This is a genomic window from Candidatus Methanoplasma termitum (genome assembly GCF_000800805.1).
In the GTDB taxonomy this organism is placed as follows: domain Archaea; phylum Thermoplasmatota; class Thermoplasmata; order Methanomassiliicoccales; family Methanomethylophilaceae; genus Methanoplasma; species Methanoplasma termitum.
Genome location: NZ_CP010070.1, coordinates 126,696 through 143,197, shown reverse-complemented (window position 1 = coordinate 143,197; position 16,502 = coordinate 126,696). Strand labels below are relative to the sequence as shown.

Here is a 16,502-nt window from a genome sequence, read left to right as displayed (position 1 = left end):
CATCACAATCCGATGAGAACGCTCTATACTGAAGGTCTCGACGGCGATGGTTTCGTCAATATATGTGAGGAGATCCTCTCCGCGTTCTACAAATCCAAAACAAAACGTCCTTACCTTTATGAGAATGAGAGCACAGATTTCCTTATTCTCGGCAAGGACCACATCTCCGTCCTCTGCCTCCCGCCCGCCAAGGCCCCGATCGGAAAAACGGCGATCGAGAAATTCTATCTGGCAATGAAAAATAAGAGAGTGAAAGAAGGCATCATCGTAACGAACGGCCGCTTCGCAACCACCGCACAGAAATACGTTGAGGACAGCAACATACCCATCACATTAATGGAGATCGAAAAATTAGCTTCCGTAGCATTCAAGGCAGGCATCAAACTTGTTTACAAGAAAGAAGAACCTGAAGCATACATTTTAATGAAGAACAGCGACCGCGAGTTCCGCGAACATCTTTCGAAGAAGTTAAAGAACAGCATCAAATGCACAGATGATATCGCATTGAATCTTTCCATCGTCAAAAGGGATATTTCCCTCGTTCTTTTCTACAAGATCGATTATTCCGTGAACGCCGAATTCGAAGCATCCAAAAAGATCATTCATAAGGAATCGGGAGAAGGGAGCTGCTACATCAGCGAAAGATATTCGAAGATCATGGACGATGAATTCATAGAGATCTACGACATGGTCCCTAAGATGGCCTATGAGCCTAAGGGAAAAGAGGCTGATCTCATGAAACCCAGGAAACAGATACTGGATGTGCTTTACGATCGCGTAATAGAAAAACACACCAAATATATTCCAATCAAAACAGGTCCCGACAAGATCGTCAACAAGAAGTGCGCCCCGTCGAAAAAGGACATCATCGTTCAGAATGTTACGTGCCTGTTCGTTCCCCTTTCAGATACGGAATATGAGATGTTCGGAAGAAAAAGGACCATCCAATCATTAGAGAGCGGCACCGAGAATTTCTTCGCGCTTGAACCAAAGTGGTTGGTATGTGACGTGTGTGACAAAAAGATAACAGGAGATATCTTCCTCTGCAAGAAATGCGGAAAAATGACGGACGATAAGCACACGGCGATCTGCAGCAGGTGCAACACTATTCTGTGCACAGAGTGTTCGCTCTTCATCAGTAAATTCCTCGGGAAGAATGAGCCTATATGTCCTTCATGTGCGGAAAAAGAGCCGGGGCTCAAGATCAAAGGCAACAAATGAAGATGATGCTGGCACTGTGAAAATTCTGCTAACCTAATGGCCATTATCCTAATGGCCATTAGGTTAGTTCGAGTGCCGTTGGACAAATCAATAGAAAATAGAAGGAGATAGTAAAGAATAAAAGACAGTTGCGGTTTGCAAACAGTAATGATAACCCTCGGTATCGAAGGAACGGCCCACACACTCGGAGTAGGTGTGGTTGATTCTGAGAAGAAGGTCCTATCGAACGTTATCGACATGTACAGGCCGCCGGAGGGAGGACTGCATCCCAGGGAAGCGGCAAATCATCACACGGAAGTTGTCGCTTCCACAATAACAAAAGCAGTTGAAGAGGCAAAAATATCTTTGAAAGATGTCGATCTTGTTTCATTCTCCATGGGGCCAGGACTGGGTCCTTGTCTGAGGGTGGCCGCCACGGCGGCACGTTCACTCTCATCAAGACTGAACATACCGATAGTCGGAGTCAACCACTGCATCGCACATATAGAGATAGGCAATGCCACAACAGGCTGCCACGACCCGGCAATGCTGTATGCGTCCGGAGGCAATACACAGGTGATCGCTTACTCGGACGGAAGATACCGTATTTTCGGAGAGACGCATGATGTCGGCATAGGGAACATGTTGGATAAGCTCGGCAGAGAGTTAGGTCTTGGTTTCTATGCGGGACCCACAATAGAGAAACTCGCTAAAGAAGGCGACAAGCTTCTGGAACTGCCTTATTCCGTTAAAGGAATGGACATTGCGTTCTCCGGAATAATGACCGCTGCACTCACTTTGAAGAAGAAAGGAAGCCGGCTAGAAGATATCGCCTACTCAATACAGGAGACCGCCTTTGCAATGCTTACCGAGGTCACAGAAAGGGCGATGGCACACATAGGCAAGGATGAAGTTCTCCTGGGAGGCGGCGTGGCTCAGAACAAGCGCCTGCAGGAGATGGTCAGCAACATGGCAGAGGATCGCGGAGCGGTCATGTTCGTTCCCGACAGAAGACTGTGCATAGACAATGGCGCAATGATCGCTTGGCTTGGGAACATCATGTACAATTCAGGGATAAGAATGGGTATCGGCGATACTGCCGTAAGGCAGAGGTTCAGAACGGACGAAGTGGAAGTCGCTTGGAGAGACTGAAGAAATTAACTCCTTAGCTGTTCCCCGATTATCTCATCGAGATTCGCGAGGAACTCATCGCTTCTTTCGCTCGGGCATGATCCTCCACTGGCTATTCTGTGTCCGCCGCCGCTGCCTCCGACTGCCGCACACGCTTCCTTCAAAGCCCGAGAAAGATCCACTCCCTTATCCAAAAGGCCGAATGTCGCTCTGGACGATATCTTTGCAGTACCGCCCGAACGGTTTATGCCTATGGTCGGCTTCGACGGATTCCCCATGAACTGCATTGCGATACCGCAGACCATTCCCGTGAACCCCAGTTCCGAACTGTCGAACCATTGTATGTGTTTCATTTGATTCAGCCCGTTTTTCTGCAGAGACAGCACGCTCTCCATTATTTGTGTTTTAGAAGTGTTCTCCAGTTCAGCTGCCTTAGACAGACACTTTGTGTCACCCATCCCCGCCGACACTCCGATCCCCCCAAGACCCAGGCGACCGCATCCGTTCAATAATGATCCGAGCGTCTCGGCGTCCATGTTCCAATCTTTCAGGTAGTATCTTGTACGTGTCAGTTCGAACATCGTCTGCATTGACGTCCCCTGCCCCATCAGTTTCAAAGCGATCAGCGAAGATAACTTTCTTCTCTCTTCCTCTGTCAGGTCTTTGTTGTATTTCTCTCTCCCAATGCCGGCTGAGTCAAGCAATGCGGCGACCCCATCGGCATTGCCGCTGACACCGGCGATATATGGGTCGGTAGAGAGGAACAACTCGGATATCAGCTGTCCGGGAGGTATCATCGAACCGTCCGCGACCTTGATGTATCCTCTCTCCAATCCGCCCTCGTAAAGATAGATGTTAAGCCCCTTAAGGCCGTTGATGTGCTGCCTGTCCCCTGCTATTCCGGCAAATGCGACCTGGACCAGATCCCAATTCCCCTGACTCATTGAAATGGCAAATAAGAAGGCCATTGTCGCTCCGCACCCTGACGTCATACCGTCGATCCCGTACAAATGCGGGTTGGCGTAGCATATCCTTTTTGCTTGTTTTTCGACAGTATGGTGATCCAGGACAATGATGTCGCATTTCAAAGCATCCAACTGTTCTATGTATGATGCACCAAGATCTGTGACCATTATGCACTCGGAGGGCGCACTCCTTATGGTATTCATGTTCTCATCGTTCAGGCTTGTGAAAAGAGTGATCTTGAATTCTTTACCTGCCCTGAGAAGCGTTTTTGCTATGATGGACGCCGCGGTGATACCGTCAGCGTCATAATGCGAATATACATGTATAAAATCGTGGCCGTTCACAATTTTGACTGCCTGAGATAAGGTTGTAAGAAGTTTGGAAGGTAGGACGGTATCGTCCATAAGACCCTCATTTGAGCATTATCTCTGCGTTCGAGAGAGAGTACTTCCATGTTTGGGGAAGAACGCCGTTCTTTTTGTAATAGCGCTCCAATCTCCTGATCCTTGCTTCGATCAGGTTGAGTCCCCTTATGTTGGCAACATCCCCTCTGTGGTTCTTCACGTGAACGTTCAGGGAGATCGCTCTCCTCATAAGATTCGAAAGGTCTTCCGGAAGGTCAGGCATTACTCCTTTCTCCTTCATGATCTCGGTAACGGTCTTCCCGGTTGCCAATCTCACATTGGGCACTCCATATTGGTCTCTGAGAACAAGTCCTATCCTTGCGGAAACCATTCCGTTCTCGGTGAACTGAACGATGAGGTCCTCTATTTCGGTGGCTGTAAGAGGTACCCACTCAGGGTTCTCAGATATCATGGGGCGCTTCGAACAGGATTTGCCCTTTCTTCTTGTCTGCATTCTTGCCATATTTTGATTCTCCGATCATTATATACGCGGCGAGGCTGAGCCCACCTATAAATAAGGAGTATAAAAGATTGACCCTCGTTTTTTAAGCCAATGAACTGAAAAGACGTGCGAAACTGATCTTTGCTCTTTCCCATCTGGTCAGTTTACCGTATTTTTCCGGGGTGTACTCGGCGCAATGTTCTATATCCTCCAGAAAAGCATTGTGCATTATCTGTCCGATCTTTTTCGAGTAGATCATCGCATTGGACTCGAAATTCAATCTCATACTTCTTTGATCCAGATTTGCCGAGCCGACCGAACAGAACACACCGTCGGCCACGAATGTTTTCGAATGAACGAAACCTTTTGTGTATTGGAAGATCCGCACTCCGTGTTTCATAAGTTCTCCGGCGTGCAATATGCTCGCCCAGAAAATGAAAAGATGGTCCGGCTTATCGGGCATTATTATCCTGACGTCCACACCGGATGCGGCAGACAGTATCAGCGCCTTCTGGATCTCGCTGTTCGGCACTAAATACGGAGTGTGGATGTACAGTGTTTTCTTTGCTGCGTTTATCAGCTTAAGATATTGAAATTCGATGGGGTTGCTCTTTGTGTCGGGTCCGCCGGATATGAGCTGCATGATGTCGTTCCCGTATTCTTCTTTATTGACGGGAAAGTACATGTCCATCTTGTCCGAGTTGGCATCGAGCCTGTCCTTCGTTGCATATCCCCAATCCATGAAAAATCTGGCATTTATGGGAACGACCCCATTCCCCCGGATGCGCACTCCCGTATCTCTCCAGTTCCCCATTTCACCCTTTCCCATATATTCGTCACCGATGTTAAATCCTGTGACATAGCCTATATTGCCATCGATCACCGCCAGTTTCCTGTGGTTCCTGTTCTGTTTTTTCGGACTCAGAAGTACGGTCACGGCCTTGTGGAACAGCCTGAACTGTCCGCCCGCTTCCTTGAACTCTTTCATCCTGTTCTTCGGTCCGAGCTTGAAGCCGATGGCGTCGACCATGAATCTTACTTCCACACCGCTTTTGGCTTTCTCTATCAAAATATCCATGAATTTGTTAGTGACCTCATCGTCTCTCACAATGTAATATTCTACATTGATGAACTTCTCGGCTTTGGACAGGTCATTGAGGAAATCGTCGAAGAACGGCTCCCCCATGGTGTACACCCTGATGTCGTTGTTGTTACTGAAAGCCGAGCCCCCGACATCCAGCATCGATCTTGCAAAACGTATCCCGTCCTCATTCTCGGGCGTCATGTTTTGTTTGTTCAGTTCTTCCATGGCCTCTGCTTTGATCCCCATAAGCTGTTGATCGCCGATGTTCTTGATCCCGAACAATTTTCTTTGATAATATGTCTGCCCGAAACATAAATAAATAAAGAAGGCCACGGTAAAGAAAAGACCGACAGGAAGTGTGAGCAATATACCCAGCCACACGGCGAGCGGTAGGAATATCATGACCGTGAGCCACATGGCGATGGTGCGTTGCTCGGCGCGCTCTAAAAATACCATTATTAATATCATCATAACCGCTAAAATTGCCGATGCCCACTGCACTGCGACGGAGAAAATCCCATATGCGTCCAGGAAGGCCTGCATCGGTCTGTGAATGCAGGAGTATTTTTAAATAAGTTTTGCAGAAAGAACCCGGAAACACAGATAAAATGTGTGATTTCACTGAAGATGGCGATCCTTTCCACTGCGTGAAACAGAAGAACGTGCCCATGAAATAACGGTTTCATATTCATCTCTGTCAAAGGCGAGGTCATATGGGATCGCAGAAAAAAGATCGGAGATCATCTCCGGCGAATCATTGATCCTATCGAGAAGCAAACATGCACAAACATGACATTGGCCGATGTCCTTCGTTTCGAGGATGTCTATCTCATATCCCGCTTCTTCCGAGAATTCTCTTTTCGCAGCGACCTCGACAGATTCTCCGTCTTCAACATGGCCGCCGGGCATCTCCCATCCATTGCGTTTTTTATTGAATACCATTAAAAAACGGTCACCTTTGAAAGCGACCGCGTAGACCGTCCCCAAATCAATTCCTCTCGAAAACGATCATCCTATGAGCATTCTCATAGGGTTCGAGGTCTCTCGAATCCAATATTCTGAATCCTCTTTCTTTCAGCCTTTTTTCTGACTCTTTGTACACTTCTAGAGGGTTCGAGGCCACGTCCTCCGACCTTGCTTTAATCGCCACCATCCCCATATCCACATGGAAGAAATCCATATTATCAGCGATGATATCAGCCTGTCTCTTTTGAGCAACATCGGAGTAAACGACATCCACTTTGCTTACGGCGAATTGGTACTCTTCTGGGGTTATCGCATCCCCGAGTATAGGGAGCATGTTCGGTCTTGCTTCGCACGTGTTCAAAAGGTCCCTGAACATCCTGGGCGCAAACTCCACACAATAGACCTTCCCTTCGGCGGCGATGTCTGAAATATGCGATGAAGTGGTCCCGCTGGAAGCTCCGAGATATAGTATCCTGCTGTCTTTTTTTATCGGAAAGATGTTGCCGCCGGTTTTTATGTATGCAGCAAGCTTGCTTTTCCTGGGATTCCATTCACGATATTCTTGGTCGCCGATCCTCACAAGCTTCTCGCCGTAGACTTTGATGCCTGGTCTGGAAGATAAGGTATAAAGGCGGCTGTTTTCGGAATAGACCAAACCGCCCGCAGAGTCGATGGGGATCATCTGTTTGTAATCTATGTGTAATTTAATAATCCATCGTACTTTTCTTTGTGATTGCCGCCATACTGTTCTACACATATCCTGAAACAGAAAACGGATGTACCGTGAGTATGTCTGACTATGCGGGAATCGAAATATGGCTTGCTATGATCGTTGGAATACTTTTGATAATATTCGGAGCGTTGAGACTGACGGTCGAAGACAAACCGGCCTGAACTGTTCACACTCAAATGTACATAAACCTCTTACAACATCCTTTTAATTATCAATCCTTATCCTCGGCCGTGCCTGATGAAAACTCAGACTTTGCCAAAGGTTCCATCGAACTTCTGAAGATATTGATGCTGACCGGGGCCATTGTAGGTATATTCAGCGTGTTCCAGTTATGGTTTGCCTCGGGCGAGGGGTTTCAACATATCGAATATTCCGGAATAGATTTCTTTCTGAGGAACCACACTTATGGCGGCCGTGCATACCCGGACACAGGATATTTCCTCTACATGCCGCTCATAGTATTGGTCGCATCTGTGGCAGCTGTTTTTATTGCCGCTCTTTCGTTCACAAAACATGAGAAGAAAAGTGCGGTCGCCGGAATTATTGTCGGGGCATTAATAGTGGCCGCCGTGCTGTTGTACATACTCTATCCGGAGAGGGAAATATGGATGGTGAACTCTGCGGCCATTATAGCGGGGCCCGTCCTTCTCAGAGATTCCTTGGGCGAAGGCGTTTATTCTGCCATTATCGGCGGCATTTTCCTGATCGTCGGCGGACTGGTGATACTGATCAACAGAAAGGTCCATCCCATCACCGAAGAGGAAGAGTAATCAAAAGAGCAATATATCCCGACCATATCTTCACGTTCATGATGGATGTTCTCAGCAAGATAGCCGATGCGGTAGAGGAGGCTGTCAAAAAGATCCCAGACTCAAAGTGTAAAGGAGAATGCATCGGTATCGGCGCAGACGGAACTTCTACATCCCAGATAGACAAGATCGCCGAGAATGTGGTCCTTGATTACCTTGAAAGGCATAATATCCCTTTGAATGTCCTGAGCGAAGAGATAGGGTACGTAGATAATGGAGGAGAAGAAACACTTATCTTGGATCCTGTCGACGGAACATCCAACGCTGTCGCCGGGATCCCGCTTTATACAATATCAATGGCAATCGGTACAAGGTCGCTTTCCGATGTTCACACAGCATATATCAGGAACATCGCCACGGGCGATGTGATAACCGCAGAAAAGGGGAAGGGTGCATACAAGAACGGTTCGAAGATCTGCGTCAGGAAAGCCGATATGGCAGACCTGTTCATGATGATATACATGGGGAACTCTGCGACCCCCGAGTCGTTCGGCCTTGCAAAGAGGGTCAGCTCGTCCCGCTCCCTCGGCTGCGCATCCTTAGAGATGGTATTGGTGGCCGAGGGTGTAGCGGACGGCTTCATGATGCATGTCGAGAAGTACACCCGCGGCATAAGGGTCGTGGATATCGCAGCGAGTACTCTCATTCTAAGAGAAGCGGGGGGCGAGGTATACGACCTCGACGGAAATGCGCTGGACATGGGATTAGATATCGGATGCCACTCCAGTTTCATCGCTTTCGGAGAAAAGAAGGTTTACGATTTCATCATCATGGAGAAAGAGATGTTCGAGCCAAGATACGGGATATGTGTGAACACAAAGGTCCCCGAGGCCAAAGAGTACACAAAAAGGGTGTTAAAGGCGCTTGAAGGCTGCGACTATGTCCTGGATGAAAGTATCGCAGGCGAACTCGGAATGGAAGGGCTCCCGATAGAGGAAATGAAAGTGGATATAATGATCACCATAGGCGGCGACGGAACGATACTCCGAACGTTCATGAAGAATAAAGCTCCGCTCTTCGGCATAAACGCAGGCGGAGTGGGATTCCTTACCGAAGTAGATGTAAAGGATCTCGAGGAGGGGATCAAAAGGCTCCGCAACGGCGACTATGTGGTCGAGGAGAGATTCAAACTCAGCTCTTGGTATGAGGGAGAGTATCTTGCGGAGGCAGTGAACGAGGCCGTTGTTCATACCGACTCGATCGCAAAGATCAGGCATTTCAAAATTTATGTTAACGACAAGTTCATGATGGAACTCCGTGCGGACGGCATAATGATCTCTACCCCGACGGGCTCGACATGCTATGCGATGAGTCTCGGCGCTCCGCTGATCGACCCGCGCGTGAATGCGGTCGTTGTGGTCCCGATGGCGGCCTATAAGTTTGCGTCGAGACCGTTCGTCATACCTGCTAATGCAAAGATAACTGTGGAAACGGTCATGGACAGCGGCTGCCTGCTGGTGGTCGATGGCCAGGAAGAATATGAGATCCGGGGAAAAACACGTATCGACTTCATAAGATCCCCTGAAACTGTCAAATTCATAAGGTTCAATACAGATTTCTACTCAAGAGTGAGGAACAAGCTGGTGAACGCTATATGAGCAAAAAAGTATACGGAGTAAGCGTTGATTTCATAGACGGATTCAACGAATCCGCCAGATCCGCATATCCCGATGAGTTTATTTGCTTTCATAGGGAGTATGACGGCGTTATATCAGAGATAATATTGGTCCCTGGTTCAGTGTACGGTGAGAGTCACAGCTTCATTAACGATTGGATGTCGCCGATCGATTTTCACAAATCTGGATCGGCACACTCGCACCCCGGATATCGTAACGATCCGTCCGATGCGGACCTGGATTTCTTCAACCAGATGGGGGGAATACATTTCATAACGTGCCAGCCATACGACCGCAGCAGCTGGAAAGCGTACGATTCTTCCGGAAGAAAAGTGGACCTTGAACTGGTCTTCTGATCACACTATATCGCGGACGATCTTCTTTGCGAACTCCATCATGCTTACGGCATATGCTTTATCCTTTGCTTCCGCCGTTATGGTAACATATTCCGGATTATCTGATGCTCTGGAGACTGCGAACCATCCGCCAGGCATGCCGACCCGGCCTCCATCGATATCCCAAGTGTTGTCTGAATTAAGCTCTTCCATCTTTTCGCCGAACTTTCTGTTGAAGTGCTCGGCGTTCATGGGGACATGGACCGACGCTCTGATGAGAATATACTTAGGGAATGACGCCAACAGACTACTCAGGCTGTTATCTCTTGACATCTTTGTAAGAATGACCGCTGCATTTATCGCATCCGGGCAGAGGGTCACATTGGGGAAGATGAATGCTCCGTCCGTCAGCACCCCCATCTCTGCGCCTTCCCTCTTGATTGCCGCGGTGATGGATTCGATATCTTTGTCGGCACGTATTATCTGCCTCTCTTTGCCTGGCACGGAGTCTGTGAAGACCTCCTCCTCGATGATACCTTTGAATGCATCTTCAACCACAGCGGAGACATCGATCGGCACGACCAACGATGATGGTTTCAAAAATAGAAGCAATAACGCAAGTACATGATCCGGGTCAACATATTTTCCTCTCTCATTGATCAGCGCAAGCCTGGTGCCGTCGCCGTTAAGTGCGATACCTATGTTGCCCAGACCTGTGTCGATGATGCCGATCAAGTTGGAGACATCCCTGATGCTTACTCCGGGAGGCCTGGGGCTGTATTGCGGATCATTTTGTGCATTGATGGTCGTTACATCTGCACCTAAGGATGCTAAGATCTGAGGTGCACACACTGATGTGCATCCGCAGCCGCAATCCAATATTACTGGTGTGTCTATTTTTTCCGGATATTTATTACAAATGACCCTGTTGTAATCCTCGGCGACAGAATCAATAATTCTCAGATTACCGATGCCTTTGTATCCTGGAAGAGGCCGATCTGTCCTTCCGTTCGTTATCAGCTGCCGAATTTGTTCCTTCGTGAACATAGAACCATCTGAATTCATAATGTAAATTCTGCTGATGACTCCCTGTTCGTTCGGCTCCCCCACCATAAGCATGCAGTCGGACCCCTTGGACGCCAAAGCTACGGCCGGGGCAGGGGCAATCCCTGCATCGTTGACATTGGCGCCTGCAGAAAGCAGCCCGCTGATCAGAGAGTTCTTGATCACTTTGCTGCTGGGGTTGGTATCGGAACCGATACATACGTTCTTGTAGGTTCTGCCGATCATACGCCCTATTTTTAGGGCCTTCTCCGCTGTCATGTCATCGTCCGTTATCGAGCGGAGCGTCAAAGAGTGGGCGTTGTTCATCAGTATCCAAAGAAATATTCCGATTGATATTTCTTGCGATTGCGCGGAACCTGAGCCAGCACAAAAAATACCTCAAAAATATTGTTTTTCGCCCCAATTTCCCTCTTTATGGCAATAACTTTTAAATATTTCCCATCTGGATATTTATTTTACACTATGCCAGCAGGCATAAGGGAGTGAAAGAGATGGTAATGGAAAAAATTGACCTCGCGAAAGCGAAGCAGATCGCACAAAACAAGGGTCTTAAGCCCGGAAAAGTAAAGGGAACATCGGGTGTCCAATTCACAAAGGGAAGCAACAACAGATTATCGGTCATCACATGGGATGAGTTCGAGTCGATACTTAAACAGAGAAAGCTCGCCATCTATGAGAGCGGCGGATGGATGAAAATAATGAAGGCTTGAGCCTAAAAAAACAAAAATACGTGCACAAATTTTAGAATGTGCACGTACCTCTTTTATATGAAAAAGTGAATCAGCCCGAATAAGCAGGGGTAGTCAAGCCTGGCCAACGACGCTAGATTCAGGGTCTAGTCCTTAGTGGTCCAAGGGTTCAAATCCCTTCCCCTGCACTATTTTGACTATCGGTAGGTCGTGTGTCTGGCGTCATTTCATATGAGCATAATATAAGAATATTATCAAAAACGGCGTCTGGGTCTTTAAGAGGATTTATCTTCTTTCTTTAAAATCAAGTTTTTAGGAATGCCTAATATTAAATACTTTTAGGATATCCTAAAATCATGGACAGAGGATGTGACTGCAAGAATGCGGAGAATAACATATGTAAGGGGGTGTGCACAGGAAGTATGTGCATCCCGCTCGAAGATGCGTCTGCAAGCGGCGTACCGTTGGTCACCGCGAAGATCGGCGACGGCGGAAAGATAGTAATGGTCACCGCAAAGCAAGATACAAGGAAATTCCTTTGTGAGCTCGGATTCGTTATAGGGGCTCGTGTATCTGTGATCAATGAGAATGCGGGGAACATGATCCTTGACATAAAGGGTTCGAGGATAGCTATGGACAGAGCGATTGCGTCGAAGATATTCTATGTTCCCGCCTGAAGCGATCGAACGCCTATATGCGTCCCGAACCGCAGACGGAACCTTACTTGTTCAATGAGAGAGGGAGAATATGACAGTAAAGATAGCCTTGGCAGGAAATCCGAACTGCGGAAAGACTTCCCTTTTCAATAAACTCACAGGGAGTTCACAGCGTGTCGGGAATTGGACCGGTGTTACGGTCGAATTGAAAGAAGGAAACCTCAGGAACAGAGAGGATGTGATAATCGTCGATCTTCCCGGCATATATTCATTATCTCCGTACTCGCCGGAAGAGATCGTTACGAGGGACTTTTTGCTGAACGAACGTCCCGACGCAGTGATCAACATCGTGGACGCTTCGAATTTGGAAAGGAACCTTTATCTGACGACCCAGATCTTGTCTATTGGAATTCCGACCATCATTGCGCTTAACATGATGGATGTGGCTGCCAATAGCGGCATCAGGATAGACGTTGCCAAGTTATCAAAAGATCTTGGTTGCAAGATAGTCGAAACGACCGCAGTGAAAGGGCATGGCGTCAATGAGCTCACCGAAACCGTGATGTCAGTGGTCGGAACAGAACACAGCACTGGGTTGAGATTCTCAAAAGAACTCGAAATGTACGTGTCCATGGCAGAGGGCTGCATAAAGGGAAAAGTACCTGATAATGTCAAAAGATGGTATGCTATCAAACTTCTCGAGAAGGACGAGAAGGCAGGAGCAAAAATAGATCGAGAGACCAAAGGTGAGATCGAGACCATCGTTTCCTTGATGGAAAGGGAGATGGGCTGGGACGCGGACAGTATTGTCGCTGAGGAAAGATATGAGCTCATCGGCAAGATCTTGGGCGGATCTCTTGATAAAAGCGGCGTGATAAGGAATGAAACGACCTCTGACAGAATAGACCGGATAGTAACGAACCGCTGGCTGGGCATACCGATCTTCATTCTCATTATGTTCGCGATCTATTTTATTGCTATAGAGACGATCGGGGGCTGGGGGACCGCCGAACTCAACAACTACATCGCAAACACAGTGATGCCTTCCGCCAAGAGTTGGCTGACGGATGCCGGCGCCGCCGATTGGCTGACCGGACTTATAGTCAATGGGATAATCGCCGGTGTCGGTGCGGTAATAGGTTTCCTGCCGCAGATACTCGTGCTGTTCCTGGTGCTGGTGATACTCGAAGAATGCGGCTACATGGCAAGGGTCGCCTTCATCATGGACCACATTCTACGCAGGTTCGGGCTTTCGGGGAAGTCGTTCATAGCCGTTCTGGTGGGAATGGGGTGCGGTGTGCCCGGCATCATGGCATCGAGGACCATAGAAGGCAGGACAGAGAGAAAGATCACCGCGATGGTGGTAACGTTCATTCCATGCTCGGCAAAGCTGCCTGTCATAGCCATGATAGCGGGTGCGCTTTTCGGGCGCAGCGCCTTTGTTGCCATTTCTGTGTATGTCATAGGAATAATATGCATACTTATGTCTGGAGTGATCCTCAAAAAGTGGAAGTCGCTTGCGGGCACTCCTTCGCCCTTCATAATGGAACTTCCTCAATATCACATTCCGCATTTCGTTAGTGTGGTGAGATCGATGTTCGAAAGGGCGTGGGCATTTGTCAGGAATGCTGGAACGTTCGTTTTGTTGGCATGCATCGCCGTTTGGTTCCTGTCCACGTTCGACTGGGGAATGCACACGGTCGATCCGAACGACTCGATGATGGCGGACATAGGAAACGTCCTGAGGTACGTATTTGTACCGCTTGGATACGGCGATGATTGGCAGTTCACCACTGCTACGATCACAGGCTTGTTGTCAAAAGAGAATATCGTCGGAACGATGGGGGTCTTGTTCAGTTCCGAAAGCAGCGGAGAAGGATTGTGGAACATTGTCGGAAGCATGCTGACGCCTGCGGCTGGGTATTCTTTCCTTATCTTCAACATGATATGCGCCCCGTGTGTCGCAGCGATGGGTGCGATGCGGGCGGAACTCGGATCATGGAAAGAGACCGCGAAAGCGGTCGCATACCAATGCATATTGGCATACTCGATCTCTTTGATCGTCTACCAATTCGCAGGATTGTTCTTCGGTAATGGGTTGGGGTTGGGGATCGTTCCGGCAGTGATCGTACTTGCGGTATTGATCTATATTGTCATCGCAAAGGAACCGTTCGGCATATTGAGGAGGAGGACCAATGTCTCCTGAAGCAGCCACTTTTCTTATAGGGACCGTCGTACTGGTCGTGATCATCATCTCCGCTTACTTCACGTACAGATCTATCAAGTGCGGAGGATGCGCCGGGTGCTCAACTGTAAAAGATGGTTCCGTCTGCGCGCAGTGCAAAAAAAAGAGATGAGTGAACACTTTCTTACTCACTTCAAAATGGACATTACTATAGAAACTGCGATCACCGCGATCAGCACCGATGCGACCTTTACCCATTTCCAGTCCTTTTCTGAGATCAGATATACATATGTCGTCAGAACGCCGACGAATGGAGATATAACCAGGATAAGGATGCCGACCCAAAGTATATCCCGCCCGTAATCCTGATCTGATAGTACCAATCCCAATGCAAGAACGATTATCCCCGAAAAAAGGCAGATCCTGAGGGCAAGAGAGGTGGCCGCATTCATCTTCAAAGGATACCACCTGCCTCAAGGAATATTATTATCGAGATCGCAAAGAGCAATATTGAGAAGTATCTTCTCATAGGTCCGGCATCGATCATCTTCGCCACCCTCGTACCAATGAATGAGCCGATCAATGCGCCTACCGCAATAGCGGCCGCATAGTCGAGAAGAAGCTCTCCCTGTATGAAGTAGATTATTGCACCCATAAACGCGGTTATTCCTATCATATAGCTGCTTGTCGGGCTTGCGACCTTGATCGGAACGTGCATGTGGACGTTCATCAAAGGAACTTTGATGGTGCCTCCGCCGACCCCGGTCATGGATGAAAGAACGCCGGCACCTGTGCATACCGCAAGGCCGCTTTTGATGTTGATGATCTTGTACCTTTTTTCTGCCGGGTCTTTTTCGTCGCAATAATAAAAGCACATATCGCTTCCGTCGTCTGCGTCGGCTATCACTCTTTCTTTCTTGAGGATCATTGTCGCTCCGCTGTAGATCAGGACGCAAGCGAATACACAAAGCAGGATCCAATTGGCAACATATATGGCAAGGAATGCACCCATCATGGCGCCCAGCGTTGTGGTTATCTCGAGAAGCAATCCCAATCTGACATTGGAGGCGCCCTGCTTTACATAGTATGATGCTGCACCGGTGGAGGTCGCGATTATACCCACAAGGCTCACGGCAACGGCCTCGTTCGCTGACAGTTTTAATAATACCGTCAGGATCGGAATGAATATTATTCCGCCGCCGATACCAAAGATCGTTCCGATGATGCTTGCGCCGATACCGACCGCTAAAAGGGCAAGTATCAGCATCGGGTCCATATCTCCGAAAGAGCGTACGAAGATATTAATTCTTGAGGTGAAAGAATATATCCGAATGGCATATTGGAGAGACAGTGTCCATCATACTTGCGAGATATTCGGAGATAGGCCTGAAAAGCACGCCGGTGCGTGTAAGGTTCGAGAACAGGCTCAAAGACAACATAATGTCAATGTTGGCCGCGGACAGGATAGAAGCATTGGTGACGAAAAATGATTCGAGATTCTACATCGAATCCGAGGATACAGATGCAGCGGTACGCACGATAAGAAGAGTGTTCGGGATAGCGTCCCTCTCTGTCACGGAAACGTGTTCTTCCGCAATGGAGGACATCTGTTCGACCGCAGCGAAATACTCCCTGAATATACTGAAGGGGGGTGAATCCTTTGCCGTCAAAGCGAGAAGGGAAGGGAATCAAAAATACACAAGCATCGATGTGGGAAGAGAGGCCGGTTCCGCGATCTTCCTTGCGAACGAGAGCAAGAACGTGAGGGTAAAACTCACTGACCCAGATGTTATCTTTTTTATTGAAGTAAGGAACAATAAGGCCTATGTTTTTGTAACGACAGTAAGAGGCCATGCAGGCCTCCCGTTAGGCACTCAGGGCAAGGTCTTGGCGGAGGTCAAAAGCGAAAGGGATGTCCTCTCGGCATGGCTGATGATGAAGCGCGGCTGTAAGGTCATTGTCAGGGGGGATAAACAACCGCTCCTGGAAAGGTATGATCCCGAAATGAAATACGGGGATGTCGTTTCACCGGACATCCTGGGAATAGTTAGGGGAGCATCGTTATCTGACCTGGAACAACAGGATGTGACGGAATACAAGATACCTCTGTACTTCCCGACGGTCGGCATGAGCGATGAGGAAGTCTCCCTTATGTTGAGAACAATAAAAGAAGAAGCATTCCCGTCATAAAGACGGGAAATAAGTTTGTTAATGTTTATGA

18 protein-coding genes and 1 tRNA gene are annotated in these 16,502 nt (G+C 48.2%); 11 read left to right on the top strand and 8 right to left on the bottom strand.

Annotated elements, in window-relative coordinates:
* Positions 1-12: 12 nt before the first annotated feature.
* Together Mpt1_RS00680 and Mpt1_RS00675 are read left to right on the top strand one after the other, a co-directional pair.
* Entirely contained in the window at positions 13-1,221 is a 1,209-nt protein-coding gene (locus tag Mpt1_RS00680; protein WP_048111331.1) for a restriction endonuclease, read from the top strand.
* Between the two features lie 147 nt (positions 1,222-1,368).
* A complete protein-coding gene (locus Mpt1_RS00675; protein WP_048111329.1) occupies positions 1,369-2,352 on the top strand; it encodes a bifunctional N(6)-L-threonylcarbamoyladenine synthase/serine/threonine protein kinase in 984 nt (327 codons plus the stop codon).
* A 5-nt stretch (positions 2,353-2,357) separates the two neighbouring features.
* Here Mpt1_RS00675 and Mpt1_RS00670 read toward each other — a convergent pair whose 3' ends face one another.
* From Mpt1_RS00670 to Mpt1_RS00650, 5 genes are all read right to left on the bottom strand, one after another.
* The gene (locus Mpt1_RS00670; protein WP_048111326.1) at positions 2,358-3,701 is read right to left on the bottom strand and encodes a DHHA1 domain-containing protein; all 1,344 of its coding nucleotides are present in this window, start codon (positions 3,699-3,701) and stop codon (positions 2,358-2,360) included.
* A 7-nt stretch (positions 3,702-3,708) separates the two neighbouring features.
* A complete protein-coding gene (locus Mpt1_RS00665) occupies positions 3,709-4,164 on the bottom strand; it encodes a 30S ribosomal protein S15 (RefSeq protein WP_048111324.1) in 456 nt (151 codons plus the stop codon).
* A gap of 82 nt (positions 4,165-4,246) precedes the next feature.
* A complete protein-coding gene (gene cls / locus Mpt1_RS00660; RefSeq protein ID WP_052399213.1) occupies positions 4,247-5,770 on the bottom strand; it encodes a cardiolipin synthase in 1,524 nt (507 codons plus the stop codon).
* 75 nt (positions 5,771-5,845) lie between these two features.
* Positions 5,846-6,214 (bottom strand): NUDIX domain-containing protein, encoded by a 369-nt coding sequence (locus tag Mpt1_RS00655; RefSeq protein ID WP_238603127.1) that lies wholly within the window; start codon positions 6,212-6,214, stop codon positions 5,846-5,848.
* Between the two features lies 1 nt (position 6,215).
* On the bottom strand, positions 6,216-6,875 hold the full coding sequence (locus Mpt1_RS00650; protein ID WP_048111322.1) for a fibrillarin-like rRNA/tRNA 2'-O-methyltransferase: 660 nt from the start codon (positions 6,873-6,875) through the stop codon (positions 6,216-6,218).
* A gap of 281 nt (positions 6,876-7,156) precedes the next feature.
* Here Mpt1_RS00650 and Mpt1_RS00645 point away from each other — a divergent pair, with 281 nt between their 5' ends.
* The 3 genes from Mpt1_RS00645 to Mpt1_RS00635 are packed head-to-tail and all read left to right on the top strand — an operon-like array spanning position 7,157 to position 9,707.
* Positions 7,157-7,696 (top strand): hypothetical protein, encoded by a 540-nt coding sequence (locus tag Mpt1_RS00645; RefSeq protein ID WP_048111320.1) that lies wholly within the window; start codon positions 7,157-7,159, stop codon positions 7,694-7,696.
* Positions 7,697-7,734: 38 nt separating this feature from the next.
* Positions 7,735-9,333, top strand: coding sequence for an inositol monophosphatase family protein (locus tag Mpt1_RS00640; RefSeq protein WP_202965149.1), 1,599 nt, complete (start codon positions 7,735-7,737; stop codon positions 9,331-9,333).
* Entirely contained in the window at positions 9,330-9,707 is a 378-nt protein-coding gene (locus Mpt1_RS00635; RefSeq protein WP_048111318.1) for a Mov34/MPN/PAD-1 family protein, read from the top strand. The genes Mpt1_RS00640 and Mpt1_RS00635 overlap by 4 nt, the downstream gene beginning before the upstream one ends.
* Here the strand turns inward: Mpt1_RS00635 and Mpt1_RS00630 are convergent, their stop codons facing one another.
* Entirely contained in the window at positions 9,708-11,057 is a 1,350-nt protein-coding gene (locus tag Mpt1_RS00630; RefSeq protein ID WP_048111316.1) for a phosphohexomutase domain-containing protein, read from the bottom strand.
* Between the two features lie 185 nt (positions 11,058-11,242).
* Here Mpt1_RS00630 and Mpt1_RS00625 point away from each other — a divergent pair, with 185 nt between their 5' ends.
* The 5 genes from Mpt1_RS00625 to Mpt1_RS07530 all read left to right on the top strand — a co-directional run bounded on the left by Mpt1_RS00625 (position 11,243) and on the right by Mpt1_RS07530 (position 14,453).
* Positions 11,243-11,461 carry a hypothetical protein gene (locus Mpt1_RS00625; protein WP_238603126.1) on the top strand — a complete coding sequence of 73 codons (219 nt, stop codon included), beginning with the start codon at positions 11,243-11,245 and terminating at the stop codon, positions 11,459-11,461.
* Between the two features lie 83 nt (positions 11,462-11,544).
* A tRNA-Leu gene (locus tag Mpt1_RS00620) sits at positions 11,545-11,628 on the top strand.
* Positions 11,629-11,796: 168 nt separating this feature from the next.
* Complete coding sequence (locus Mpt1_RS00615; RefSeq protein WP_202965148.1) at positions 11,797-12,117, top strand: FeoA family protein; 321 nt, start codon at positions 11,797-11,799, stop codon at positions 12,115-12,117.
* A 70-nt stretch (positions 12,118-12,187) separates the two neighbouring features.
* Positions 12,188-14,302, top strand: a complete 2,115-nt coding sequence (gene feoB, locus Mpt1_RS00610) for a ferrous iron transport protein B (RefSeq protein WP_048111314.1) — start codon at positions 12,188-12,190, stop codon at positions 14,300-14,302.
* Complete coding sequence (locus tag Mpt1_RS07530) at positions 14,292-14,453, top strand: FeoB-associated Cys-rich membrane protein (RefSeq protein WP_148305782.1); 162 nt, start codon at positions 14,292-14,294, stop codon at positions 14,451-14,453. The genes feoB and Mpt1_RS07530 overlap by 11 nt, the downstream gene beginning before the upstream one ends.
* Before the next feature lie 16 nt (positions 14,454-14,469).
* On the opposite strand, the gene Mpt1_RS00605 is transcribed toward Mpt1_RS07530, so the two are convergent.
* Together Mpt1_RS00605 and Mpt1_RS00600 are read right to left on the bottom strand one after the other, a co-directional pair.
* Positions 14,470-14,733, bottom strand: coding sequence for a DUF1634 domain-containing protein (locus Mpt1_RS00605; protein WP_048111313.1), 264 nt, complete (start codon positions 14,731-14,733; stop codon positions 14,470-14,472).
* 2 nt (positions 14,734-14,735) lie between these two features.
* A complete protein-coding gene (locus Mpt1_RS00600; protein ID WP_048111311.1) occupies positions 14,736-15,557 on the bottom strand; it encodes a sulfite exporter TauE/SafE family protein in 822 nt (273 codons plus the stop codon).
* A 74-nt stretch (positions 15,558-15,631) separates the two neighbouring features.
* On the opposite strand from Mpt1_RS00600, the gene Mpt1_RS00595 reads away from it, so the two are divergent.
* Positions 15,632-16,471 carry a THUMP domain-containing protein gene (locus tag Mpt1_RS00595; RefSeq protein WP_048111309.1) on the top strand — a complete coding sequence of 280 codons (840 nt, stop codon included), beginning with the start codon at positions 15,632-15,634 and terminating at the stop codon, positions 16,469-16,471.
* The last annotated feature ends 31 nt before the right edge of the window (positions 16,472-16,502 follow it).

Coding starts and splice junctions, on each gene's coding strand:
- Mpt1_RS00680 (WP_048111331.1), top strand. CDS start 13: ATGAGAACGCTCTATACTGAAGGTCTCGACGGCGATGGTTTCGTCAAT.
- Mpt1_RS00675 (WP_048111329.1), top strand. CDS start 1,369: ATGATAACCCTCGGTATCGAAGGAACGGCCCACACACTCGGAGTAGGT.
- Mpt1_RS00670 (WP_048111326.1), bottom strand. CDS start 3,701: ATGGACGATACCGTCCTACCTTCCAAACTTCTTACAACCTTATCTCAG.
- Mpt1_RS00665 (WP_048111324.1), bottom strand. CDS start 4,164: ATGGCAAGAATGCAGACAAGAAGAAAGGGCAAATCCTGTTCGAAGCGC.
- cls (WP_052399213.1), bottom strand. CDS start 5,770: ATGCAGGCCTTCCTGGACGCATATGGGATTTTCTCCGTCGCAGTGCAG.
- Mpt1_RS00650 (WP_048111322.1), bottom strand. CDS start 6,875: ATGATCCCCATCGACTCTGCGGGCGGTTTGGTCTATTCCGAAAACAGC.
- Mpt1_RS00640 (WP_202965149.1), top strand. CDS start 7,735: ATGATGGATGTTCTCAGCAAGATAGCCGATGCGGTAGAGGAGGCTGTC.
- Mpt1_RS00635 (WP_048111318.1), top strand. CDS start 9,330: ATGAGCAAAAAAGTATACGGAGTAAGCGTTGATTTCATAGACGGATTC.
- Mpt1_RS00630 (WP_048111316.1), bottom strand. CDS start 11,057: ATGAACAACGCCCACTCTTTGACGCTCCGCTCGATAACGGACGATGAC.
- Mpt1_RS00625 (WP_238603126.1), top strand. CDS start 11,243: ATGGTAATGGAAAAAATTGACCTCGCGAAAGCGAAGCAGATCGCACAA.
- Mpt1_RS00615 (WP_202965148.1), top strand. CDS start 11,797: ATGGACAGAGGATGTGACTGCAAGAATGCGGAGAATAACATATGTAAG.
- feoB (WP_048111314.1), top strand. CDS start 12,188: ATGACAGTAAAGATAGCCTTGGCAGGAAATCCGAACTGCGGAAAGACT.
- Mpt1_RS07530 (WP_148305782.1), top strand. CDS start 14,292: ATGTCTCCTGAAGCAGCCACTTTTCTTATAGGGACCGTCGTACTGGTC.
- Mpt1_RS00605 (WP_048111313.1), bottom strand. CDS start 14,733: ATGAATGCGGCCACCTCTCTTGCCCTCAGGATCTGCCTTTTTTCGGGG.
- Mpt1_RS00600 (WP_048111311.1), bottom strand. CDS start 15,557: ATGGACCCGATGCTGATACTTGCCCTTTTAGCGGTCGGTATCGGCGCA.